This window comes from Duganella zoogloeoides, assembly GCF_034479515.1.
Lineage (GTDB): Bacteria > Pseudomonadota > Gammaproteobacteria > Burkholderiales > Burkholderiaceae_D > Rugamonas > Rugamonas zoogloeoides.
This window is the reverse complement of the sequence record NZ_CP140152.1, coordinates 3,481,618-3,499,154: the sequence shown is the minus strand read 5'-3', so window position 1 is coordinate 3,499,154 and position 17,537 is coordinate 3,481,618. Positions and strand designations below refer to the sequence as shown.

The 17,537-nt window shown below is 64.3% G+C and carries 20 protein-coding genes; 9 read left to right on the top strand and 11 right to left on the bottom strand.

All coding sequences use genetic code 11. The features are described from left to right. Positions 1–5: 5 nt before the first annotated feature. The 3 genes from SR858_RS15425 to SR858_RS15415 are packed head-to-tail and all read right to left on the bottom strand — an operon-like array spanning position 6 to position 4,282. Complete coding sequence (locus SR858_RS15425) at positions 6–779, bottom strand: SDR family NAD(P)-dependent oxidoreductase (RefSeq protein WP_019919893.1); 774 nt, start codon at positions 777–779, stop codon at positions 6–8. Between the two features lie 25 nt (positions 780–804). After that, entirely contained in the window at positions 805–1,842 is a 1,038-nt protein-coding gene (locus SR858_RS15420; protein WP_019919892.1) for a LacI family DNA-binding transcriptional regulator, read from the bottom strand. A gap of 28 nt (positions 1,843–1,870) precedes the next feature. Further along, complete coding sequence (locus SR858_RS15415; protein ID WP_019919891.1) at positions 1,871–4,282, bottom strand: TonB-dependent receptor; 2,412 nt, start codon at positions 4,280–4,282, stop codon at positions 1,871–1,873. Between the two features lie 285 nt (positions 4,283–4,567). Here SR858_RS15415 and SR858_RS15410 point away from each other — a divergent pair, with 285 nt between their 5' ends. The 8 genes from SR858_RS15410 to SR858_RS15375 all read left to right on the top strand — a co-directional run bounded on the left by SR858_RS15410 (position 4,568) and on the right by SR858_RS15375 (position 10,444). Further along, positions 4,568–5,512: an urease accessory protein UreD gene (locus SR858_RS15410; RefSeq protein WP_019919890.1), complete on the top strand. Its 945-nt coding sequence runs from the start codon at positions 4,568–4,570 to the stop codon at positions 5,510–5,512. Between the two features lie 38 nt (positions 5,513–5,550). Beyond that, positions 5,551–5,853: an urease subunit gamma gene (locus SR858_RS15405; protein WP_019919889.1), complete on the top strand. Its 303-nt coding sequence runs from the start codon at positions 5,551–5,553 to the stop codon at positions 5,851–5,853. A gap of 14 nt (positions 5,854–5,867) precedes the next feature. Then, positions 5,868–6,194, top strand: coding sequence for an urease subunit beta (locus SR858_RS15400; RefSeq protein ID WP_019919888.1), 327 nt, complete (start codon positions 5,868–5,870; stop codon positions 6,192–6,194). Between the two features lie 20 nt (positions 6,195–6,214). Next, complete coding sequence (gene ureC, locus SR858_RS15395; protein WP_026636924.1) at positions 6,215–7,921, top strand: urease subunit alpha; 1,707 nt, start codon at positions 6,215–6,217, stop codon at positions 7,919–7,921. 9 nt (positions 7,922–7,930) lie between these two features. Then, positions 7,931–8,440 carry an urease accessory protein UreE gene (ureE, locus tag SR858_RS15390; protein WP_019919886.1) on the top strand — a complete coding sequence of 170 codons (510 nt, stop codon included), beginning with the start codon at positions 7,931–7,933 and terminating at the stop codon, positions 8,438–8,440. 94 nt (positions 8,441–8,534) lie between these two features. Continuing rightward, positions 8,535–9,215, top strand: a complete 681-nt coding sequence (locus SR858_RS15385) for an urease accessory protein UreF (RefSeq protein ID WP_019919885.1) — start codon at positions 8,535–8,537, stop codon at positions 9,213–9,215. A gap of 24 nt (positions 9,216–9,239) precedes the next feature. Then, positions 9,240–9,887, top strand: coding sequence for an urease accessory protein UreG (ureG, locus tag SR858_RS15380; protein ID WP_026636923.1), 648 nt, complete (start codon positions 9,240–9,242; stop codon positions 9,885–9,887). Beyond that, positions 9,884–10,444, top strand: coding sequence for a HupE/UreJ family protein (locus tag SR858_RS15375; protein WP_019919883.1), 561 nt, complete (start codon positions 9,884–9,886; stop codon positions 10,442–10,444). The genes ureG and SR858_RS15375 overlap by 4 nt, the downstream gene beginning before the upstream one ends. 3 nt (positions 10,445–10,447) lie before the next feature. Here SR858_RS15375 and SR858_RS15370 read toward each other — a convergent pair whose 3' ends face one another. Next, positions 10,448–11,065 (bottom strand): 1-acyl-sn-glycerol-3-phosphate acyltransferase, encoded by a 618-nt coding sequence (locus SR858_RS15370; RefSeq protein ID WP_019919882.1) that lies wholly within the window; start codon positions 11,063–11,065, stop codon positions 10,448–10,450. A gap of 183 nt (positions 11,066–11,248) precedes the next feature. On the opposite strand from SR858_RS15370, the gene SR858_RS15365 reads away from it, so the two are divergent. Next, on the top strand, positions 11,249–12,214 hold the full coding sequence (locus SR858_RS15365; protein ID WP_322533656.1) for an MBL fold metallo-hydrolase: 966 nt from the start codon (positions 11,249–11,251) through the stop codon (positions 12,212–12,214). Between the two features lie 107 nt (positions 12,215–12,321). On the opposite strand, the gene SR858_RS15360 is transcribed toward SR858_RS15365, so the two are convergent. From SR858_RS15360 to SR858_RS15330, 7 genes are all read right to left on the bottom strand, one after another. Next, a complete protein-coding gene (locus SR858_RS15360) occupies positions 12,322–13,380 on the bottom strand; it encodes an alkene reductase (protein WP_019919880.1) in 1,059 nt (352 codons plus the stop codon). Positions 13,381–13,389: 9 nt separating this feature from the next. Next, positions 13,390–13,680 (bottom strand): ArsR/SmtB family transcription factor, encoded by a 291-nt coding sequence (locus SR858_RS15355; protein ID WP_019919879.1) that lies wholly within the window; start codon positions 13,678–13,680, stop codon positions 13,390–13,392. Between the two features lie 141 nt (positions 13,681–13,821). Further along, positions 13,822–14,787 carry a hypothetical protein gene (locus SR858_RS15350; protein WP_026636922.1) on the bottom strand — a complete coding sequence of 322 codons (966 nt, stop codon included), beginning with the start codon at positions 14,785–14,787 and terminating at the stop codon, positions 13,822–13,824. A gap of 26 nt (positions 14,788–14,813) precedes the next feature. Then, positions 14,814–15,026: a hypothetical protein gene (locus tag SR858_RS15345; RefSeq protein WP_019919878.1), complete on the bottom strand. Its 213-nt coding sequence runs from the start codon at positions 15,024–15,026 to the stop codon at positions 14,814–14,816. A 105-nt stretch (positions 15,027–15,131) separates the two neighbouring features. After that, on the bottom strand, positions 15,132–16,100 hold the full coding sequence (locus tag SR858_RS15340; protein ID WP_026636921.1) for a hypothetical protein: 969 nt from the start codon (positions 16,098–16,100) through the stop codon (positions 15,132–15,134). Between the two features lie 73 nt (positions 16,101–16,173). Beyond that, complete coding sequence (locus SR858_RS15335; RefSeq protein ID WP_019919877.1) at positions 16,174–17,094, bottom strand: CsgG/HfaB family protein; 921 nt, start codon at positions 17,092–17,094, stop codon at positions 16,174–16,176. Beyond that, positions 17,091–17,525: a curli assembly protein CsgF gene (locus tag SR858_RS15330; RefSeq protein WP_322533655.1), complete on the bottom strand. Its 435-nt coding sequence runs from the start codon at positions 17,523–17,525 to the stop codon at positions 17,091–17,093. The genes SR858_RS15335 and SR858_RS15330 overlap by 4 nt, the downstream gene beginning before the upstream one ends. Between the last annotated feature and the right edge of the window lie 12 nt (positions 17,526–17,537).

The following is a 17,537-nucleotide window of genomic DNA, read 5'->3' as shown; positions in this document are numbered from 1 at the left end:
CCGGATTAATAGAGGGCGAGGCCGCCGTTGACCTGGATGATTTCACCGGCAAGGAAGGCGGCGCGGTCCGACGCCAGGAACACCACCACGTTGGCCACGTCGGCCGGTTGTCCTTCGCGCTTGGCCGGGGTGCGGTCGGCAATGGCGGCGCGGTTGGCAGGCGTGTTGAAGGTGTCGTGGAAGCGGGTGGCGATCAGGCCCGGCGCCACGCCGTTGACGCGGATGCCCAGCGGGCCGACTTCCTTGGCCAGCGCGCGGGTAAAGGTGGCCACGGCAGCCTTGGACGACGCGTAGTGCGCCGAACCGGGGCCGCCGCCGTCGAAGGCGGCCAGCGACGACATGGTGACGATGGTGCCGCCTTTGCGCGGCTCCATGCGCTTGAGCGCGGCCTGGCAGATCAGAAAGGTGCTGGTGAGGTTGAGGTTCATCGACTCGTTCCACAGCGACAGCGGCATGTCCACCACGCGGCAGCGCTGGATCAGGCCGCCGATGTTGGCAAACAGGGTGTCGATCTCGCCGATCGCGCTTTCCGCCTGGGCAAACACCTGCTCGGCCACGTCGGCGTCGGCAACGTCGGCGCGGATGGCGTGGGCCTGGCGGCCCAGGGAGCGGATTTGCGTGACCACCTGTTCGGCTTCTTCGGCGCTGCTCCAGTAGGTGAGCACCACGTCGGCGCCGGCCGCTGCCAGGGCCAGCGACGTGGCCTTGCCGATGCCCGAGGCGCCGCCCATGACGAGGGCTTTTTTGCCTTGCAGTTCAGTGCTTTGTTTGGTTTCCATGCTTGTCTCCGTATTTGTTGGTGGTTCAGGATTGCGGGGGTGTGGCGGTGGATGACCGGACGATCAGCTCCGGCGCGAACAGCGCGCCGTCGGCCGGTTCGTCCGGCGTCAGGATGCGTTGCAGCGCGGCGTCGGCCATGGCCTGGATCGGCTGGCGCAGCGTGGTCAGTGGCGGGTCGTGCGCGGCGCAGAAGAAAATATCGTCAATGCCGATCAGCGAGATATCGGCCGGGATGCGCCGTCCCAGCTGTTTCAGGCCCACGCCCACGCCGATGGCCATCATGTCGTTGATCGCTATGGCCGCCGTGGGCCGTGCCGACGACGTCACGATGCGAGACGCTGCGCTGCGCCCGAGTTCGAACAGCCGGGTGTCGCCGTGCAGGTCGGTGGGGCCGTCGGTGGCGTCGGCGATGATCAGCTCTCCCTTGACACCGGCGGCGGCCGCGGCCTGCTGGAAGCCGCGTATGCGTTCCTGGCGATTCAGGGTGTACGGCGGCGGCGTCACCAGCGCCACGGCGCGGTGGCCCAGCATGGCCAGGTGTTCGACCGCCAGCGTGGTGGCGGCGGCGTTGTCCATCGAGACGGTGGCGATGCGCTGGTGCGATTCGTCGCCGCGCTTGATGTCGAACGCCACCACCGGGCAGCGCGACGTCACCGCTTCCAGATGTTCGGTGTCGCTCAGGGCCGAGCCGGTGATGATGCCCTTGACGCCATACGCCAGCAGGTCGGCCATCACGGCGCGTTCGCGCTCGGGATCGCGGAAGGTACTGAAGGTCATCACGTGGCAGTGGTGGCGGGCGGCCGCCGCCTCCACCGCGCAAGCCAGCGCGCCGAAGAACTGGTTGGCCAGCGACGGCACCAGCAGGCCGACCATCGACGCCACGCCGGTTTTGAGCTGGCGGGCGGCGTTGTTGGGCCGGTAGCCCAGCTGCTCGATGGCCTGCTGGATCTTCGCTTGCGTATCCGGCCGCATTTGCCCCATGCGGTTGTTGAGGAAATTCGAGATGCTCGACGGGGAAACCCCCGCCAGGCGTGCCACATCCTGAATTTTAGGTTCGCTCATGGTGTCCTTGATTCTGGTAAGCGGCTGGTCAGAAATTGACGTCCAGCCGGGCGGTGTAATAGCGGAATGCGTCGCGCGCAGGTTGCCAGCCATACGAGCGAATGTCGGGGCCCGACGTCTGCTTGAAGTTCAGGAAGGTGCCGCCGTTGCCCACCGAGTAGTGGTGGTCGAACAGGTTTTTTACACCGACCGACAGCTTGTATTTTCCACCGCGGCCGGCGATCGAGGCGCCCAGGTCAACGATAGCATGGCCGGGCCGTTTCAGGCTCGGGTCCTGGCTGATCGCGCCCTGCACTTTGGACTGCGCGCGCACGTTGGCGTTGATCGCGGTCTTGAAGCTTTTGATCGGCAGCGTGTACTCGCCGCCCAGGTTGGTTTTCCACTTGGGCGAGTTGGGCATCAGGCCGCCGCTGGCGTCGCGCAGGAACGCGCCCGGCACCAGTTCGTTCGGCACGGTGCAGTCCTTGGCGCCGCTGTAGCACGGACCCTGGCGCCAGTTCACCACCGTGGCGCGGGTGAAGGCCAGGTTGGCCGACAACAGGAATTCGCGCGTGATCAGCGCAGTGGCGTCGGCCTCGAAACCCTGGGTCTGGATCTTCGGAATGCTGTACAACACGCTGGCCTGGCTGCCGTCCGAGAAGCGCTCGGTGGCCGACGTTTGATAGTCGCGGAATCGGGTCTTGAACACGGCCAGGTTGAGCGTGGCGCGGTTGTTCCACAGGTTGGCCTTGAAGCCGGCTTCGTAGCTGGTGGCTTCCTCGGGCGCCAGCGGCAGGCGCTTGAACACGTTGACGTTGTTGGCGCCGCTGGTCATGTCGTATGCCACGCCCTTGGTGCCGGTCGATGCGGTGCCGTACACCATGGTGTTGGGCGTGAGCTTGTAGCCGTAACCGAGTTTGCCGGTCACGTAGTTCTCGTGGTGCTTGGGCGCGTTGTAGTAGTTCTCGCCCGTGTGCACGTTGTTCGGCGCCGACGACAGCAGGCTGTCGATGGTGTGGAACATGTAGTCGTTCGATTCGCGCGTGAGCCGCACGCCGCCGGTGAACGTGTGTTTCGGGATGAAGTCCCAGCTGCCGTTGAAGTACAGCGCGCGGTTGAGCACCGACGACGACGTCTCGTAGTTGGTCCAGCTGGTCTCCTTGACGAACGGATTGCCGCGCCGGTAGGTGCGGTCGATGCTGGTGCGGGCGATCCACAGGCCGGCCAGGTAGCGGAAATTGCCGCTGTCCGGCGACGTCAGGCGGAACTCCTGGCTGGTCATCTTGGTGTCCATGGTGCCGTTGATCTCGGGCGACTCGTTGATGCCCGACGGTTTGCCGAAGTGGTCGAGCTGGTAGAACGTGGACACCAGGTCGATATTGTCGTTGTCGCGGAAGTCGTTGGACTTGTTGTTGTCCACCGACGTGATCGACGTCAGCGCGTGGCCGGCCATCGGTGAACTGTCGGGGAACAGGTAGTTCACGCGCACGCCGATGCCGCGATCGGTCGCTTCCAGCCCGGTGGGCGAGTCGTTGCGGATGGTGGTGTTGAACTGCGAGACGTTAATCCCGCGCAGCACCTCGGTGTTCGACAGCGCCTTGTAGTTCTTGTTGTACAGGTAGCCCACGCCCGGCCCGATCGAGTTGATGGCAGCGGTGTTCCCGGTGCGCAGCGCGTGGTCGTAGCGCGGCGCGAGCTGCACGTCGAGGTCCGGCGTGACCTGCCACTGCACCTTGGCGAAGAAAGTCTTGCCGCCGGAGCCGTTCTGCATGCTGTCGGTGGTGAGGTTGTAGAGCAGGCCCGGGAAATTGGTCTTGCTGGCGAATACCCGCACACCGACGGTGTCGGACATGCGCCCGCTCACGGACGTCTGCACGCGGTATTCGTCGTCGCTGCTGCGAAACAGCGACAGCTTGCCCTTCATCGGCCCCGCGCCGATGGGCTTGGTCGTGATCACGACCGCGCCGGCAATCGCGCTCTTGCCGAACATGGTGCTTTGCGGACCCTTGAGCACTTCCACCCGCGCGACATCCGACTGGTCGCGGAACGCCTGCTGCGCCTGGGCGTACGGCATGTCGTCGACGATGACGGCCACGTCGCCCTCGATGCCGATATTGTTGGACGTGGTGCCGATGCCGCGCATATTGATGCTGTTGGTGCCCACCTGGGTGCCGGTGGAAATGGTCAGGGCAGGGGAGAGGTTGACGATGTCGTCGAACTCGCGCACGTTGTTGCGCTCCAGCGTTTCGCCGGTCAGCACCGAGATCGATTGCGGCACGTCTTCGAGCTTTTCGATGCGGCGGTTGGCCGAGACGATTACCTGTTCCAGTTGCGGTGCGCCGGTCTGGGCGGCCTCCTGGGCCTGGGCCAGCGACGACATTTGCAGCAGCGCCAGGGCTGCAGCCATGGGCTTCATGTTGGGATAGCGCGGCAGCTGGCTGCCGGAATGTGTTGTGACCATCGGTTGTCTCCGTTGTGGTTTTTATAGTGGGCCTCTACTGCATCGATACACTAATGAGGCGATCTGTCCGGTCTGAGCCTTACTAAATCGATTTAGTGCAACGATTTAGTCAGGATATAGGAATCGATTTCGATGTCAACATTTATTTGCGGGCGTGAGAATTGCGCTACATTGGTGCAAATGCACCTTTACGGTGCGTGATGTTTCTAAAACCGCTATGAATAATCTTGGCAGGCTGGCACGCAGCTTGCATACGACACGACATTATTTATCAACGATTGCGCCATGCCAGATTGCACCTCACCGAGCGACCATACTGCCCGCCAAGCCGCCGCCTGGCAGGCCGGTCTCACGCTCGGTTTCGCGGACGACGGCGGCACCACGCGCCTGTTCAACAACCGCCACCACGGCCCGCTGCGCGTGCAAAAGGCGCTGTACCCGGAAGATGAAAAAGTCTGCCACGCCATCGTGGTCCATCCGCCGGGCGGCGTGGTGGGCGGCGACCAGCTGGCCATCGACATCGGCGTGGGCGACCACGCCCATGCCTGCATTACCACGCCCGGCGCGGCCAAGTGGTACCAGGCCAACGGCAAGCGCTCGCGCCAGACCGTGCACCTGCATGTGAACCAGCACGCCGCGCTGGAATGGCTGCCGCAGGAGACGATTTTCTTCGACACGGCCGACGTCATCCTCGACCAGCACGTGGAGCTGGCGCCTGGGGCCACCTACATCGGCTGCGAGATCCTGTGCATGGGCCGGCGCGGCTCGGGCGAAGTGTTCAACACCGGCACCATTACCCAGCGCAGCACCATCCGGCGCGAGGGCAAGCTGCTGTGGTGGGAGCAGGGCGCCATGCTGGGCGGGCGGCTCGACAGCCCGCTGGCGCTGGGCGGGCGCACCGTGTGCGCCACCCTGATCGCGGCGGGCAAGGCGCTGCCGGCGGCGCAGATGAACCAGCTGCTGGCCGATATCCGCGCCGACATTGCGGCGGACGGTGCGGCCGTTACTGCTGCCAACGGTGCGGCAAACGCTGCGGCCCACGGCTCGGCCGGCGCTGTGGTCAACGGTGGGCATGTGTTCGGCGTTACCCATACCAGGGGCGTGCTCGTGGCGCGCCACCTGGGCGACGACAGCGAGACCGCGCGCCGCCTGATGCTGGCGGTGTGGCGCCGCGTGCGCCCGCAATTGCTGGAGCGCGAAGCGGTCACGCCGCGCATCTGGCAAACCTGAACCGCCGACGAACAGAATACGAATATGACTGGAAGCACATGGAACTGACACCCAGAGAAAAAGACAAACTGCTGATCTTCACCGCCGGCATCGTGGCCGAGCGCCGCCTGGCGCGCGGATTGAAGCTCAATTATCCGGAAGCGGTGGCGTTGATCACTTGCGCCATCATGGAAGGCGCGCGCGACGGCAAGACCGTGGCGCAGCTGATGTCCGAGGGGCAGACCATCCTGTCGCGCAAGGATGTCATGGATGGCATCCCCGAGATGATCCCGGACATCCAGGTCGAAGCCACTTTCCCCGACGGCAGCAAGCTTGTCACCGTCCACAATCCCATACCCTGAACGAGGAGATCGCAATGATTCCCGGTGAATATCGACTCAAGGAAGGCGAGATCGGTCTCAACGAAGGCCGCGAGACCGCCACGGTGGTGGTGACCAACCAGGGCGACCGCCCGGTGCAGATCGGCTCGCACTTCCACTTTTTTGAAGTGAACACGGAGCTCAAGTTCGAGCGCTGGAAGGCTTACGGCAAGCGCCTCAACATCGCCGCCGGCACTGCGGTCCGGTTCGAGCCGGGCCAGCAACGCACGGTGGAACTGGTCACGCTGTCGGGCGACATGGAAGTCTATGGCTTCAGCGGCAAAGTCATGGGCAAGCTGGACCCGAATCCCCCCAAAGAATAAAAACTCAGCTAAAGGCAGACATGGCTACAATCTCGCGCCGCGCTTATTCGGAGATGTTCGGTCCCACCGTTGGTGACCGCATCCGTTTGGCCGACACCGAACTGTTTATCGAAATCGAACATGATTACGCCATCTACGGCGAAGAAGTGAAATTTGGCGGGGGCAAAGTGATCCGCGACGGCATGGGCCAGTCGCAGCGCTGCCGCACCGACCCGCTGGTGATGGATACCGTGATCACCAACGCCGTCATCATCGACCACTGGGGCATCGTCAAGGCCGACATCGGCCTGCGCGACGGCATGATCGCCGCCATCGGCAAGGCCGGCAACCCGGACATCCAGCCCGGCGTCACGATGATCATCGCCGCCGCCACCGAGATCATCGCCGGCGAAGGCAAGATCGTCACCGCTGGCGGGGTGGACACCCACATCCACTTCATCTGCCCGCAGCAGATCGAGGAAGCCTTGACGAGCGGCGTGACCACGATGATCGGCGGCGGCACCGGTCCCTCGGCCGGCACCTCGGCCACCACCTGCACCCCGGGCCCGTGGCATTTGCACTCGATGCTGCAGGCGGCCGATGCCTTTCCCATGAACCTCGGCTTCCTCGGCAAGGGCAATGTGAGCCTGCCCGCGCCGCTGGAAGAACAGGTGCGGGCCGGCGCCATCGGCCTGAAACTGCACGAGGACTGGGGCAGCACCCCGGCCGCCATCGACAACTGCCTCACTGTCGCCGACGACATGGATGTGCAGGTAGCCATCCACAGCGACACCCTCAACGAAGGCGGCTACCTGGCCGACACCATCGCCGCGTTCAAGGACCGCACCATCCACACCTTCCACACCGAAGGAGCGGGCGGCGGCCATGCACCGGACATCATCGCGGCCGTGGGCGAATCGAACGTGCTGCCATCGTCCACCAATCCCACCCGGCCGTTTACCGTCAACACGCTCGACGAACACCTGGACATGCTGATGGTGTGCCACCACCTCGATCCCGCCATCGTGGAAGACGTGGCGTTTGCCGAATCGCGCATCCGCCGCGAAACCATCGCCGCCGAAGACATCCTGCACGACATCGGCGCCATCTCGATGATGTCGTCCGATTCGCAGGCCATGGGCCGCGTGGGCGAAGTGGTGCTGCGCACCTGGCAAACCGCGCACAAGATGAAGGTGCAGCGCGGTCCGCTGCCGCAGGATTCGTCGAACAACGACAACTTCCGCGTCAAGCGCTACATCGCCAAGTACACGATCAACCCGGCCATCACGCACGGCATTGCGCATGCGGTGGGCTCGGTCGAAGTGGGCAAGATCGCCGACCTGGTGCTGTGGAAGCCGGCGTTCTTCGGCGTCAAGCCGTCCACCATCATCAAGGGCGGCATGATCGCGGCCGCGCCGATGGGCGACCCGAACGCGTCGATCCCCACGCCGCAGCCGGTGCACTACCGGATGATGTTCGGCGCCTTTGGCGGCGGCCTGAAAAAGTCGTTTACGTTTGTCTCGCAGTCGGCGTACGACGACGGCATTGGCGAGCGGCTCAAGCTCAATAAAACGCTGATCGTGGCGAAGAACATGCGCGCGCTGCGCAAGTCCGACATGATCCACAACGACCTGGCGCCCAGGATGGACGTCAACCCCGAAACCTACGAAGTGCGCGCCAATGGCGAGCTGCTGGTGTGCGAAGCGGCCAGCGTGCTGCCGATGGCGCAGCGTTACTTCCTGTTCTAAGCAAACCACATGTTCACCTTTCACACCAAGATTTCAGCGGCCGAAGCTGGCCCCATCGCCGCGCGGCTGGTACTGCCCTACGAACTGCGCGAAAAATGCCGCCTGCGCGCCACCCTCGACAACGGTGAAGACGTGGCAGTCTTCACCACGCGCGGCACCGTGCTGCGCGACGGCGACCTGCTCACCGGCGAAGACCGGCGCGTGATCGCCGTGGTGGCGGCGGCGGAGCCCACCTACAAGGTGACGTGCGCCGACGCCCACACGCTGCTGCGCTGCGCCTTCCACCTCGGTAACCGCCACACCCAGGCGCAGGTTGGCGACGGCTTCCTGCGCATCCGCGCCGATGCGGTATTGAAGGAAATGCTGGCGGGGCTGGGCGCGGTGGTGGTGGAAGAATCGGCTGCGTTCGAGCCGGAGTCGGGCGCGTATGGCGGCGGCCATGGCCATCACCACGACAACCATCCGCTGGCGCCGATCCCGGTGCGGCAGAAGATACACCGGCCCGGTGATTCCAATTGAAAGCACCAAATCCATCATCCCGCATCGGCGTGCATTCCGGCTCCGCATGGATCCCCGCGTTCGCGAGGATAACGGGTCTGACGGTGGCTAAATAATGCAAGCCTCTGCACTGCTCAACCTGCTGCAATTCGCCAGCCCTGCGTTGCCCATCGGCGCTTACAGTTACTCGCAAGGCCTGGAGGCCGCGCTGGAAAACGGCACCGTGCACAACGCGCCCACGGCGCGCGCCTGGATTTTGCGCCACCTGCACGAAGTCGTGGCGCAATGGGAAGCGCCGGTCGCCTGGCGCCTGATGCAGGCGTGGACCAACCGCGACTGGCAGGCCGTGGACGACTGGAGCGAGCGCTTCATCGCCTCGCGCGACAGTGCGGAATTCCGCGCCGAGACCATCCAGATGGGCTACTCGCTGGTCAAGCTGCTGGGCGAACTCGATATCCTCGATGCCGACGCCAAAGCCCACTTGCAGCGCGAACCCGAAGTGGCGCTGCCCACCGCGTTTGCCTGCGCCGTGGCGGCACTGAAGATTCCGCACGACGCCGCGCTGCTGGCCATGCTGTTCGCGTGGGCCGAAAACCAGGTGCTGGTGTGCGTGAAATCCGTGCCGCTGGGGCAGGTGGCGGGGCAGCGAATGCTGCTGTCCCTGCGCGACGATATCGAGGCCGCTGCCCGTTACGCGCAAACCGTCCCTGACGACGACATGTGCAACTGGGCGCCTGGCTTGTCGCTGCTGTCGATGCAGCACGAGGTGCAGTACAGCCGGCTTTACCGATCATAATTTTACAAAAACGAGATAAACGATATGACTCAAATGACTTCCAATCCCTTGCGCGTCGGCATCGGCGGCCCGGTCGGTTCCGGCAAGACCGCCCTGTGCGAAATGCTGTGCAAGGGCATGCGCGACCACTACGACATGGCGGTCATCACCAATGACATCTACACCAAGGAAGACATGGAAATCCTGCTGCGCGCCGACGCGCTGCCGGCCGAGCGCCTGATGGGCGTGGAGACGGGCGGCTGCCCGCACACGGCGATCCGCGAAGATGCCTCGATCAACCTGGAAGCCATCGCCCGCATGCAGGCCGATTTCCCCAATCTCGACCTGATCCTGGTGGAGTCGGGCGGCGACAACCTGGCCGCCACCTTCAGCCCCGAGCTGTCCGACCTGACGATCTATGTGATCGACGTGGCAGGTGGCGAAAAGATTCCACGCAAGGGCGGTCCCGGCATCACCCGCTCCGACCTGCTGATCATCAACAAGACCGACCTGGCGCCGCACGTGGGCGCGGACCTGGACGTGATGGCGCGCGACGCCAGGCAGCAGCGCGGCAGCCGGCCGTTCATCTTCACCAACCTGCGCAGCGGCGACGGCGTCACCGCTGTCATCGATTTTATCCGCGAACAGGGCCTGCTCGGCTCGACCCCGCACTTTGCCCAGGAGACCAAATGAAACGCACCGTCAAAATCCTCGTTCCAGCGCTGACGCTGGTGCTGGCCAGCACCGCCGCCGTCGCCCACCCGCAGGCGGGCTTTCATGCGCACGGCTTCCTCGGCGGCGTCGCCCATCCGTTCACCGGCATCGATCATTTATTGGCGATGCTGGCGGTGGGCGTGTGGAGCGCGCGCCAGTCCAACGCGCAGTGGCTGCCGCCGACGTTCATCGGCATGGTGATGGCGGGCATGCTGGCCGGCGCGCTGGGCATGGCAATCCCTGGACTGGAGCTGGGCATCGCCCTGACCGTGGCGGCGCTCGGTGCGCTGATCGCCTTTGCCGCGCGCTTGCCGGCGGCGGCAAGTGTGGCGATGGTGGGCGCGTTTGCGTTCTTGCACGGCAATGCGCACGGCCTGGAACTGCCGGCCGTATCGAGCGCGCTGGGTTTGCTCGTCGCCAGTGCGATGCTGGTGTACGGTGGCCGCCAGCTGGGCCGCGTGGGACCGGCGCTGGCGGTCAAGTTTTCCGGTGCGGGGATTGCCGCGACCGGCATGGTGCTTGCTGCGGCGCTGTAAAGGCTAGCCGCGCGGCTCCGCGCGCCGCTCCGCCAGGATAATCGGCGCCGCATTCTCCGGGTGCAGGCCCTGGTGACCCTCAAGCACCGCGCGGATCGCCGCCATGTCGGCCTCCTGGTCGCCGGTAAGGTAAATGTGATCGACCAGGCTCAGGGTCTTGCTCGGATAGTCCATGAACACCAGCACCAGCGGCACTTTCGCTTCCATCGCCAGGTGGTAAAAGCCGCTCTTCCAGTTGGGGCGGTACGCGCGCGTGCCTTCGGGCGTGATACCCACCCAATAAAAATCGGCGGCGTTCATGCGCTCGGCCTGGGCCTTGATGGTGCCTTGCGGCGCACCGCGCTGCACCGGCTCGCCGCCCAGCCAGCGGAACCACGGCCCCAACGGTGACTTGAACAGCGAATCCTTGGCCAGGAAGCGGAATGGCTGGTCCATCGCCCATTTGCCCAGCAAGCCGATCGGGAAATCCCAGTTCGACGTGTGCGGATAAATCACGCAAATGCCACGCGGGCCGGGCAGGGGGCGGAACAGCAGCTTCCAGCCGAAAAAGTTCAATACCCGCAGCGCCGCGCGCTGGCGCCACCGTGGCAGTGCCGCTACCTGTAGTTCGAATTCGCTCATGTCATGCATCCTGTATTGGTTTATTTATACTCTTGACACGGCGACATCTTCCTCGTCAAAAAACTCGGCGCATTCTATATTGGGGCCGGATGGGGGGCAAGTTATTCATCCTTTCGAGGCAGGTGTTGGTGTGCCGATGCGGTATGCTGTCAGGTTCCAAAATATCAACAATCAGGTGAAATCATGATCAACATCGCTCGTTCTTCCCGGGTTGCCATGGCGACTGCCGCCGCCGTCTTGGCCGGCGCCATGGCGCCGGCGCAAGCCGCCGCGCCGTTTGCCAAGTTCCAGGCGCCCGGTTTTTATCGCACCACGCTGGGCGACTTCGAAGTGACGGTGCTCAACGATGGCACGCTCGACCTGCCGGTAAGCAAGCTGCTCAAGCAGCCGGAAGCGAAAACCCGCGCAGCGCTGGACAAATCGTTCCTCAAGGAACCGCTGCAGACCTCGGTCAACGCCTTTTTGATCAACACCGGCAGCAAATTGATATTGATCGACACCGGCGCCGCCGGCCTGTTCGGCCCCACCGCCGGCCAGCTGGCGGCCAGCCTCAAGGCTTCCGGCTATACGCCGGACCAGGTCGATGAAATCTACATCACCCACATGCACAGCGACCACGTCGGTGGCCTGGCCAGCAAGGACCAGCGCGTGTTCCCGAATGCCATTGTCCGCGCTGGCAAGCAGGATGCCGACTATTACCTGAGCCAGGCCAACCTGGACCAGGCCAAGCCCGATGCGAAGGCCAATTTCGAAGGACCGATGGTGTCGCTTACGCCGTACGTGAAAGCCGGTAAGTTCCAGCCGATTACCGCCAATGGCGAACTGGCGCCCGGCATCCGGTCGCAGTTCAACGGCGGCCATACGGTGGGGCATATCAGTTACGTGGTGGAGAGCAAGGGACAGAAGCTGGTGTTGCTGGGCGACCTGCTGCATGTGCAGTCGGTGCAGTTTGACGATCCGAATGTCGGCATCGCCTTCGATACCGACAGCTCGGTGGCGATCAAGGAGCGCAACGCGGCGTTCGCGGCAGCGGCCAAAGGCGGCTACCTGGTCGGCGCGGCGCACTTGTCGTTCCCGGCACTGGGCCATGTCCGTGCCAGCGGCAAGGCTTACCAGTTCGTGCCGGTCAGCTACACGCAGCCGCGTTAAGCGGTTACAGCGCCCCGCGCGGCTGGCGGGGCCAGCGTGACAGAGCGCCTGGCATAACCTTCAGAGCGAGGCGCAGCAACGCCGCTCTGGAGGTTTTTCAGTCGTTCTCAGGCGGCCAGGGCGGGGTAGTCGGTGTAACCTTCAGCCGATGCGCCATAAAACGTCTCCGCATTCCACTTGTTCAGCGGCGCATCGGTTTCCAGGCGGCGGGGCAGGTCGGGATTCGAAATGAAATCCTTGCCGAAGGCTACTGCGTCGGCGGTGCCGTTATCGAGCAGTTGCTGGGCGCCTTGCTTGTCCAGGCTTTCGTTGGCGATGTACACGCCGCCGAATTCTTTTTTCAGCAACGGTCCGAGGCTGTCTTCACCCACGGCTTCGCGGGCGCAGATAAAGGCGATCTTGCGCTTGGCCAGCTCGCGCGCGACGTAGCCGAAGGTGGCGGCCGGATCGGAGTCGCCCATGTCGTGCGCATCGCGGCGCGGCGCCAGGTGCATGCCCACGCGGTTGGCGCCCCACACGGCGATGCAGGCGTCGGTCACTTCCAGCATCAGGCGGGCGCGGTTTTCAATGGTGCCGCCGTAGTTGTCGGTGCGCTGGTTGGTTTTGTCTTGCAGGAACTGGTCGAGCAGGTAGCCGTTGGCGCCGTGGATTTCCACGCCGTCGAAGCCGGCCTTCTTGGCGTTTTCCGCGCCCAGTTTATAGGCGGCTACCACGCCGGCCAGCTCTTCCGTATCGAGCGCGCGCGGCACCGGGTAAGGGCGCATCGGGCGCAGCAGGCTGACGTGGCCTTCGGCTGCGATGGCGCTCGGCGCCACCGGGGCGTCGCCGTTCAACAGGCTCGGGTCCGAGATGCGGCCCACGTGCCACAGCTGGGCGAAGATCACGCCGCCGGCCGCGTGCACCGCAGCGGTGACCTGCTTCCAGCCTTCCACTTGCTCGTCGGACCACAGGCCCGGCGTATCGGCATAGCCGACACCTTGCGGCGTGACCGAGGTGGCTTCGGAGAGGATCAGGCCGGCGGTGGAACGTTGTTCGTAGTACTTGGCCATGAGGGCGTTCGGCACGCGGGCGCCGCCGATGGCGCGGGCGCGGGTGAGCGGGGCCATGACGATGCGGTTTTTCAGGGTCAGGTCGCCAATGGTAATCGGGTCGAAGAGGGTAGGCATGTGTTTCCTTTATAGGGTCATTTGGTCGATGAAAGCCCGGATCGTGGCTTCATCGCGTTGAAAATAGTTCCACTGGCCGACGCGCTGCGACGTGATCAGCCCCGCCTTGAGCAAAATTGCCAGGTGGGCCGACACGGTCGATTGCGACAGCCCGACGCGCTGGTCGATCTGGCCCGCGCACACGCCATTGCTGAACGGGTGCGACTGGGTCGGAAAGAATTGCTCGGGGTCCTTCAGCCACGCCAGGATCTGGCGCCGCGTGGGATTGGCCAGGGCTTTGTGGATCGCGTCGATATTCATCGTATTTCCTTCAAGCATGACTTCGGGGTGGAACGACATGCATATCGTCTTTTTCCGATGCCAATATCGTGATCTTACGATATAAATCGAAAACGTGCTGGCGCCCGCGTAAAAATGCAGGCGCCAGTGAAAAAACGGAGTTTATTGCTGGGCGATGACGCCCTGGTTGCCGCCACCGGTCTGAACCAGGCTGGCGTTCAGGCGCTGGCCGTTCTGGCGGATGGTGGCCAGGTTGCTGGTTTCCGCTGACATATTACCGGTCTGGGTCAGGGCCGCGGTATTGAGCGTGCCGCTCTGGGTGACGCTGTACTCGCTGCTGCGTCCTTGCTGGTCGGTGCTTGCCATGTTGCCTATGCCGGTCTGGAGCAGGTCGCCGCCGCTGGCCTCGGCCGAGGTGCGCGTGGTGGCGCGGTTCTCGGTGCCGTTCTGGGCGATGGTGTAATCGGTGAACAGGGATTCGCTGCTCAAGGCGGTAATCTGGTTGCGTTCGCCGTACTGGGCCATGTCGTACTGCGTATAGTCGGCAAAGGTTTGCTCGCCCACGATCTGATTGCCTGTGCCGTTCTGGTCCATGTTGGAGTCGGAAAAGCCATTGCGGCGCTGGAAGATGTTGACGGTGTTGTCGGCGCCGGTCTGCGACGCGGTGAAGCCGTTGGCCAGGGTATTGGCGGCGTCGCCATCGACCCGGTTGTTGGTGCCCGCTTGCCGCACCCGCGTCACCGATTCGAAGGCCGCATCCTGGCGCACCGCGGTAATGTTGGCGGCGCCCGCCTGCTCGAGGATGAACCAGGTGCGCTCGCCGCTGCGCTGGGTGCCGGTGGCGCGGTTGCCGTCGCCGGTCTGGCGGATTTCCATGCGCAGGTTCGACGCTTCGTACTGCCGCACGCCGCCGCTCTGGCTGTCCGGGTTGCCCACCAGGTTGTTGTTGCCATTCTGGACCACCATGGCGAAGATGCCGCCCAGGTTGTCGGTTTGGCTGATGTAAGCGCGGTTGCCGGCGCCGGACTGGCTGGCGCTGGCGTTGTTGCCGTCCTGGGCGGCGCACAACGAACACGTCAGCGCAGTGGCCAGCAGCGCGGCGTTGCGGGCAGTGAGGGTAGTTTTCATGGTCACTCCTTCGGTGGTGGGGCGGACTAGTGCTGGACGACGGCGCCCCGGTTGTTGCCGCCGTCCTCGGTGATGGTGGCGTCCTGGAACCTGCCGCGCTGTTCGGTGGTGGCGAGGTTGCGCGCGCCCTTCTGGGTGATACGCAAGCCGCTGCCGAAAGCGCTGCTGCGCACGGTCGCCGCCTGGTCGATGGTGCCCTGGACGCTGTCGGTGCCGCTGGCGGTGGAATGGTGTTTCATGATGGCTCCCTGTCGGCTGCCTTGAATGCGATGTTGATCGGGTACTGCGTGGCGCCGCACGGACAGGGAGCCCCTGGTGGGGACTCCCTGTGGTGACGCTGACGATCAACGTTGTACGATGGTCGCGCGGTTGTTGCTGCCGGTTTGGGCGAGCGCGGCATTGCCGTTGTTACCCAGTTGCATGATCATGGCCACGTTCGGTTGTGCGGCCGTCATCGCGGTGCCGGTTTGGGTGATGGTGGCGGTGTTCAGGTTGCCGAGTTGGCGGATCTCCGATTCGTTGAAATTCTGGGTCTTGTTGACGGTCGCCAGGTTGTTGTTGCCGGTCTGTTCGACGATCGACGCGTTGCGCATGCCGCTGTTGCTGACATTGGCGCGGTTGTCCATGCCGGTTTGCCGCACCGTCATGTTCTGGGTGTCGCGGGCGTTGTTCTGCACCACGTTGGCTTCGTTGCGCATGCCATTCTGGTAAATGGACGGGTTCGAATAGTAGTCGAGCACCTGCTGGATATTGGCCACGTTGGCCGTACCTTGCTGCTCGACCACCGGCGACGTGTTGCCGGCGCGTTCCTGCCGCACCGACAGCTCGTTGTTGTTGCCCACCTGGCGGGTGGTCACGGTGCCGGTCGCCACTTCGGACTGTGCGAACTCCGCGAAGTTATAGTTGCCTTCCTGGCGCGCCGAGATGTTGGAATAGCTGGCCGCTTCCTGGCGCGCTGCCACTTCGTTGTTGTTGCCGATCTGCGCGAACGCGGCGGTACTGTTGTCCACGTCGTCCTGCACCACGCCAGCCTGGTTGTAGTTGCCGTTCTGGTTGATGGTGGCGGTGACGTTTTGCGAGTTCATTTGCATGATGCCCGCAGCGCCACCGGGCGTGCCGGCGACATTGTAGTTGCCGGTTTGCGTGATGGTGGCGACGGCGTTTTGCGCGCTGGCCATTTGCTCGATGTTGGCCAGGTTGTTGGACCCGTTCTGGGTCAGCGTGGCGCGGTTGCTCTGGGCGGAGGCCGGTTGCATTGCGCACATCAGGCTCAGGGCGGCGGCGACGGCGCCGGAAACAATGGTGGTTCTCATGACAGTATCTCCTTGGGTTGAGTGGGTACTACTGGTTCTACTGGTTCTACTTGTACTACTGGTACTGCTGGTACTACCGGGTAAAACTCTGTTGTTCGGTGGCCGGCGCTGCGGCCGCAGCGGGCGTTGCTGCCGGCGGGGCATACGCGGCCAGATATTCGCCGGCATAGCGCTGCACCACCGGGTTCGACCACTGGGCCGGGTCGGCCAGGGCCCAGTGCTGCTCGCGCACGCCCTGCACGATCAGGTGGCCCAGCGCGGCGGCAATCGCTTCGCTCACGCACAGCTGCGCCGGTTCGTTGCGCGTCATGCCGGCTTCCACTTCCACCAGGTCCTTCACGCTGACGAATTTAAAAATGCTCGGATGCAGTTCGTACGAATAGATGGTCTTGGTCGTGGAAATGCTTTGCAGGATCTGGCCGGCGCGGATATCGACCGTGCGCAGGTTGACCGTGACCTGGTCCACCCGGTACTGCGACGACATGCCGATGCCGAGAAAGCGCGCACCCGCGCCGCCGGTGCGCACATTGCTCTCGTAAGCGACGATGCCGCCTTCGACCAGCACCGACGCGGCCAGCAGCGGCGGCATGTGCACCGGCGGCGTATCGGCCGGTTGCGGCATTTCCAGCGCCCGCACGATCTTGCGTTCGGTGAGCAGGTTTTGCAGGTTCTCGCGCTCCACCGGCACGAACCAGCCCGAGTCCTTGAGGGCTTTCACCAGCAGCGACGAGGCGCCCTGCGTGACGGCGGTGGAAAACGAGCTGTCCGGCGACGGCTTGTACTGGCCGGTCTGGTCGCGGATGCCATACACGGCTACCGCGATCTTGCCCTTCGGTGGCGGCAGCTGCAGCAGGTCGCGGCTGGCGGCGGTAAGCGTGGTCAGTTGCGCCACCGACCCGGCCTCGTCGCGCGGCGTTGACGGCGGGTGCGAGACGGCGCAGCCGGTGCCGGCCAGCGCCACGGCCAGGACCAGCATGATTGCGCGCGGCTTCATTGCGACACCTCGAACGAGGTGGACGCGCCGGTGGTTTTATCGACGGTGGTAATGCGCAGCATGCCGCCGCCCAGGTCGGTCACGGTGATGGTGAAGTTGGACGTCTGGAAGGTGCCGGGCAGCAGCTTGCCGTCGGGTCCGGTCAGCTTGGACGTGGCGGCCGACGCCAGCTGGGAGAGCACGGTGCGCTCGAGGGTCTGGTTGAACTGCGTCAGCGGCGACTGGTCCAGCAGCGACGAGTAGCCGAGGCCCTTGTCCACGTGCTTGTTGGTGGCGCTGGCCACGGCCAGCAGGTGCTGGCCGTTGGCGGGATAGCCGCCGAACGACGGGTTCACGGCCTGGTACACCAATTCGGTGGCGCTGGCGTGGAAATGCATGGCGCCGGCAAGCAGTAGCAGCATGCCAGTGCGAAGGGAGTGCGTGCGCATCATGGTCTCCTTGTT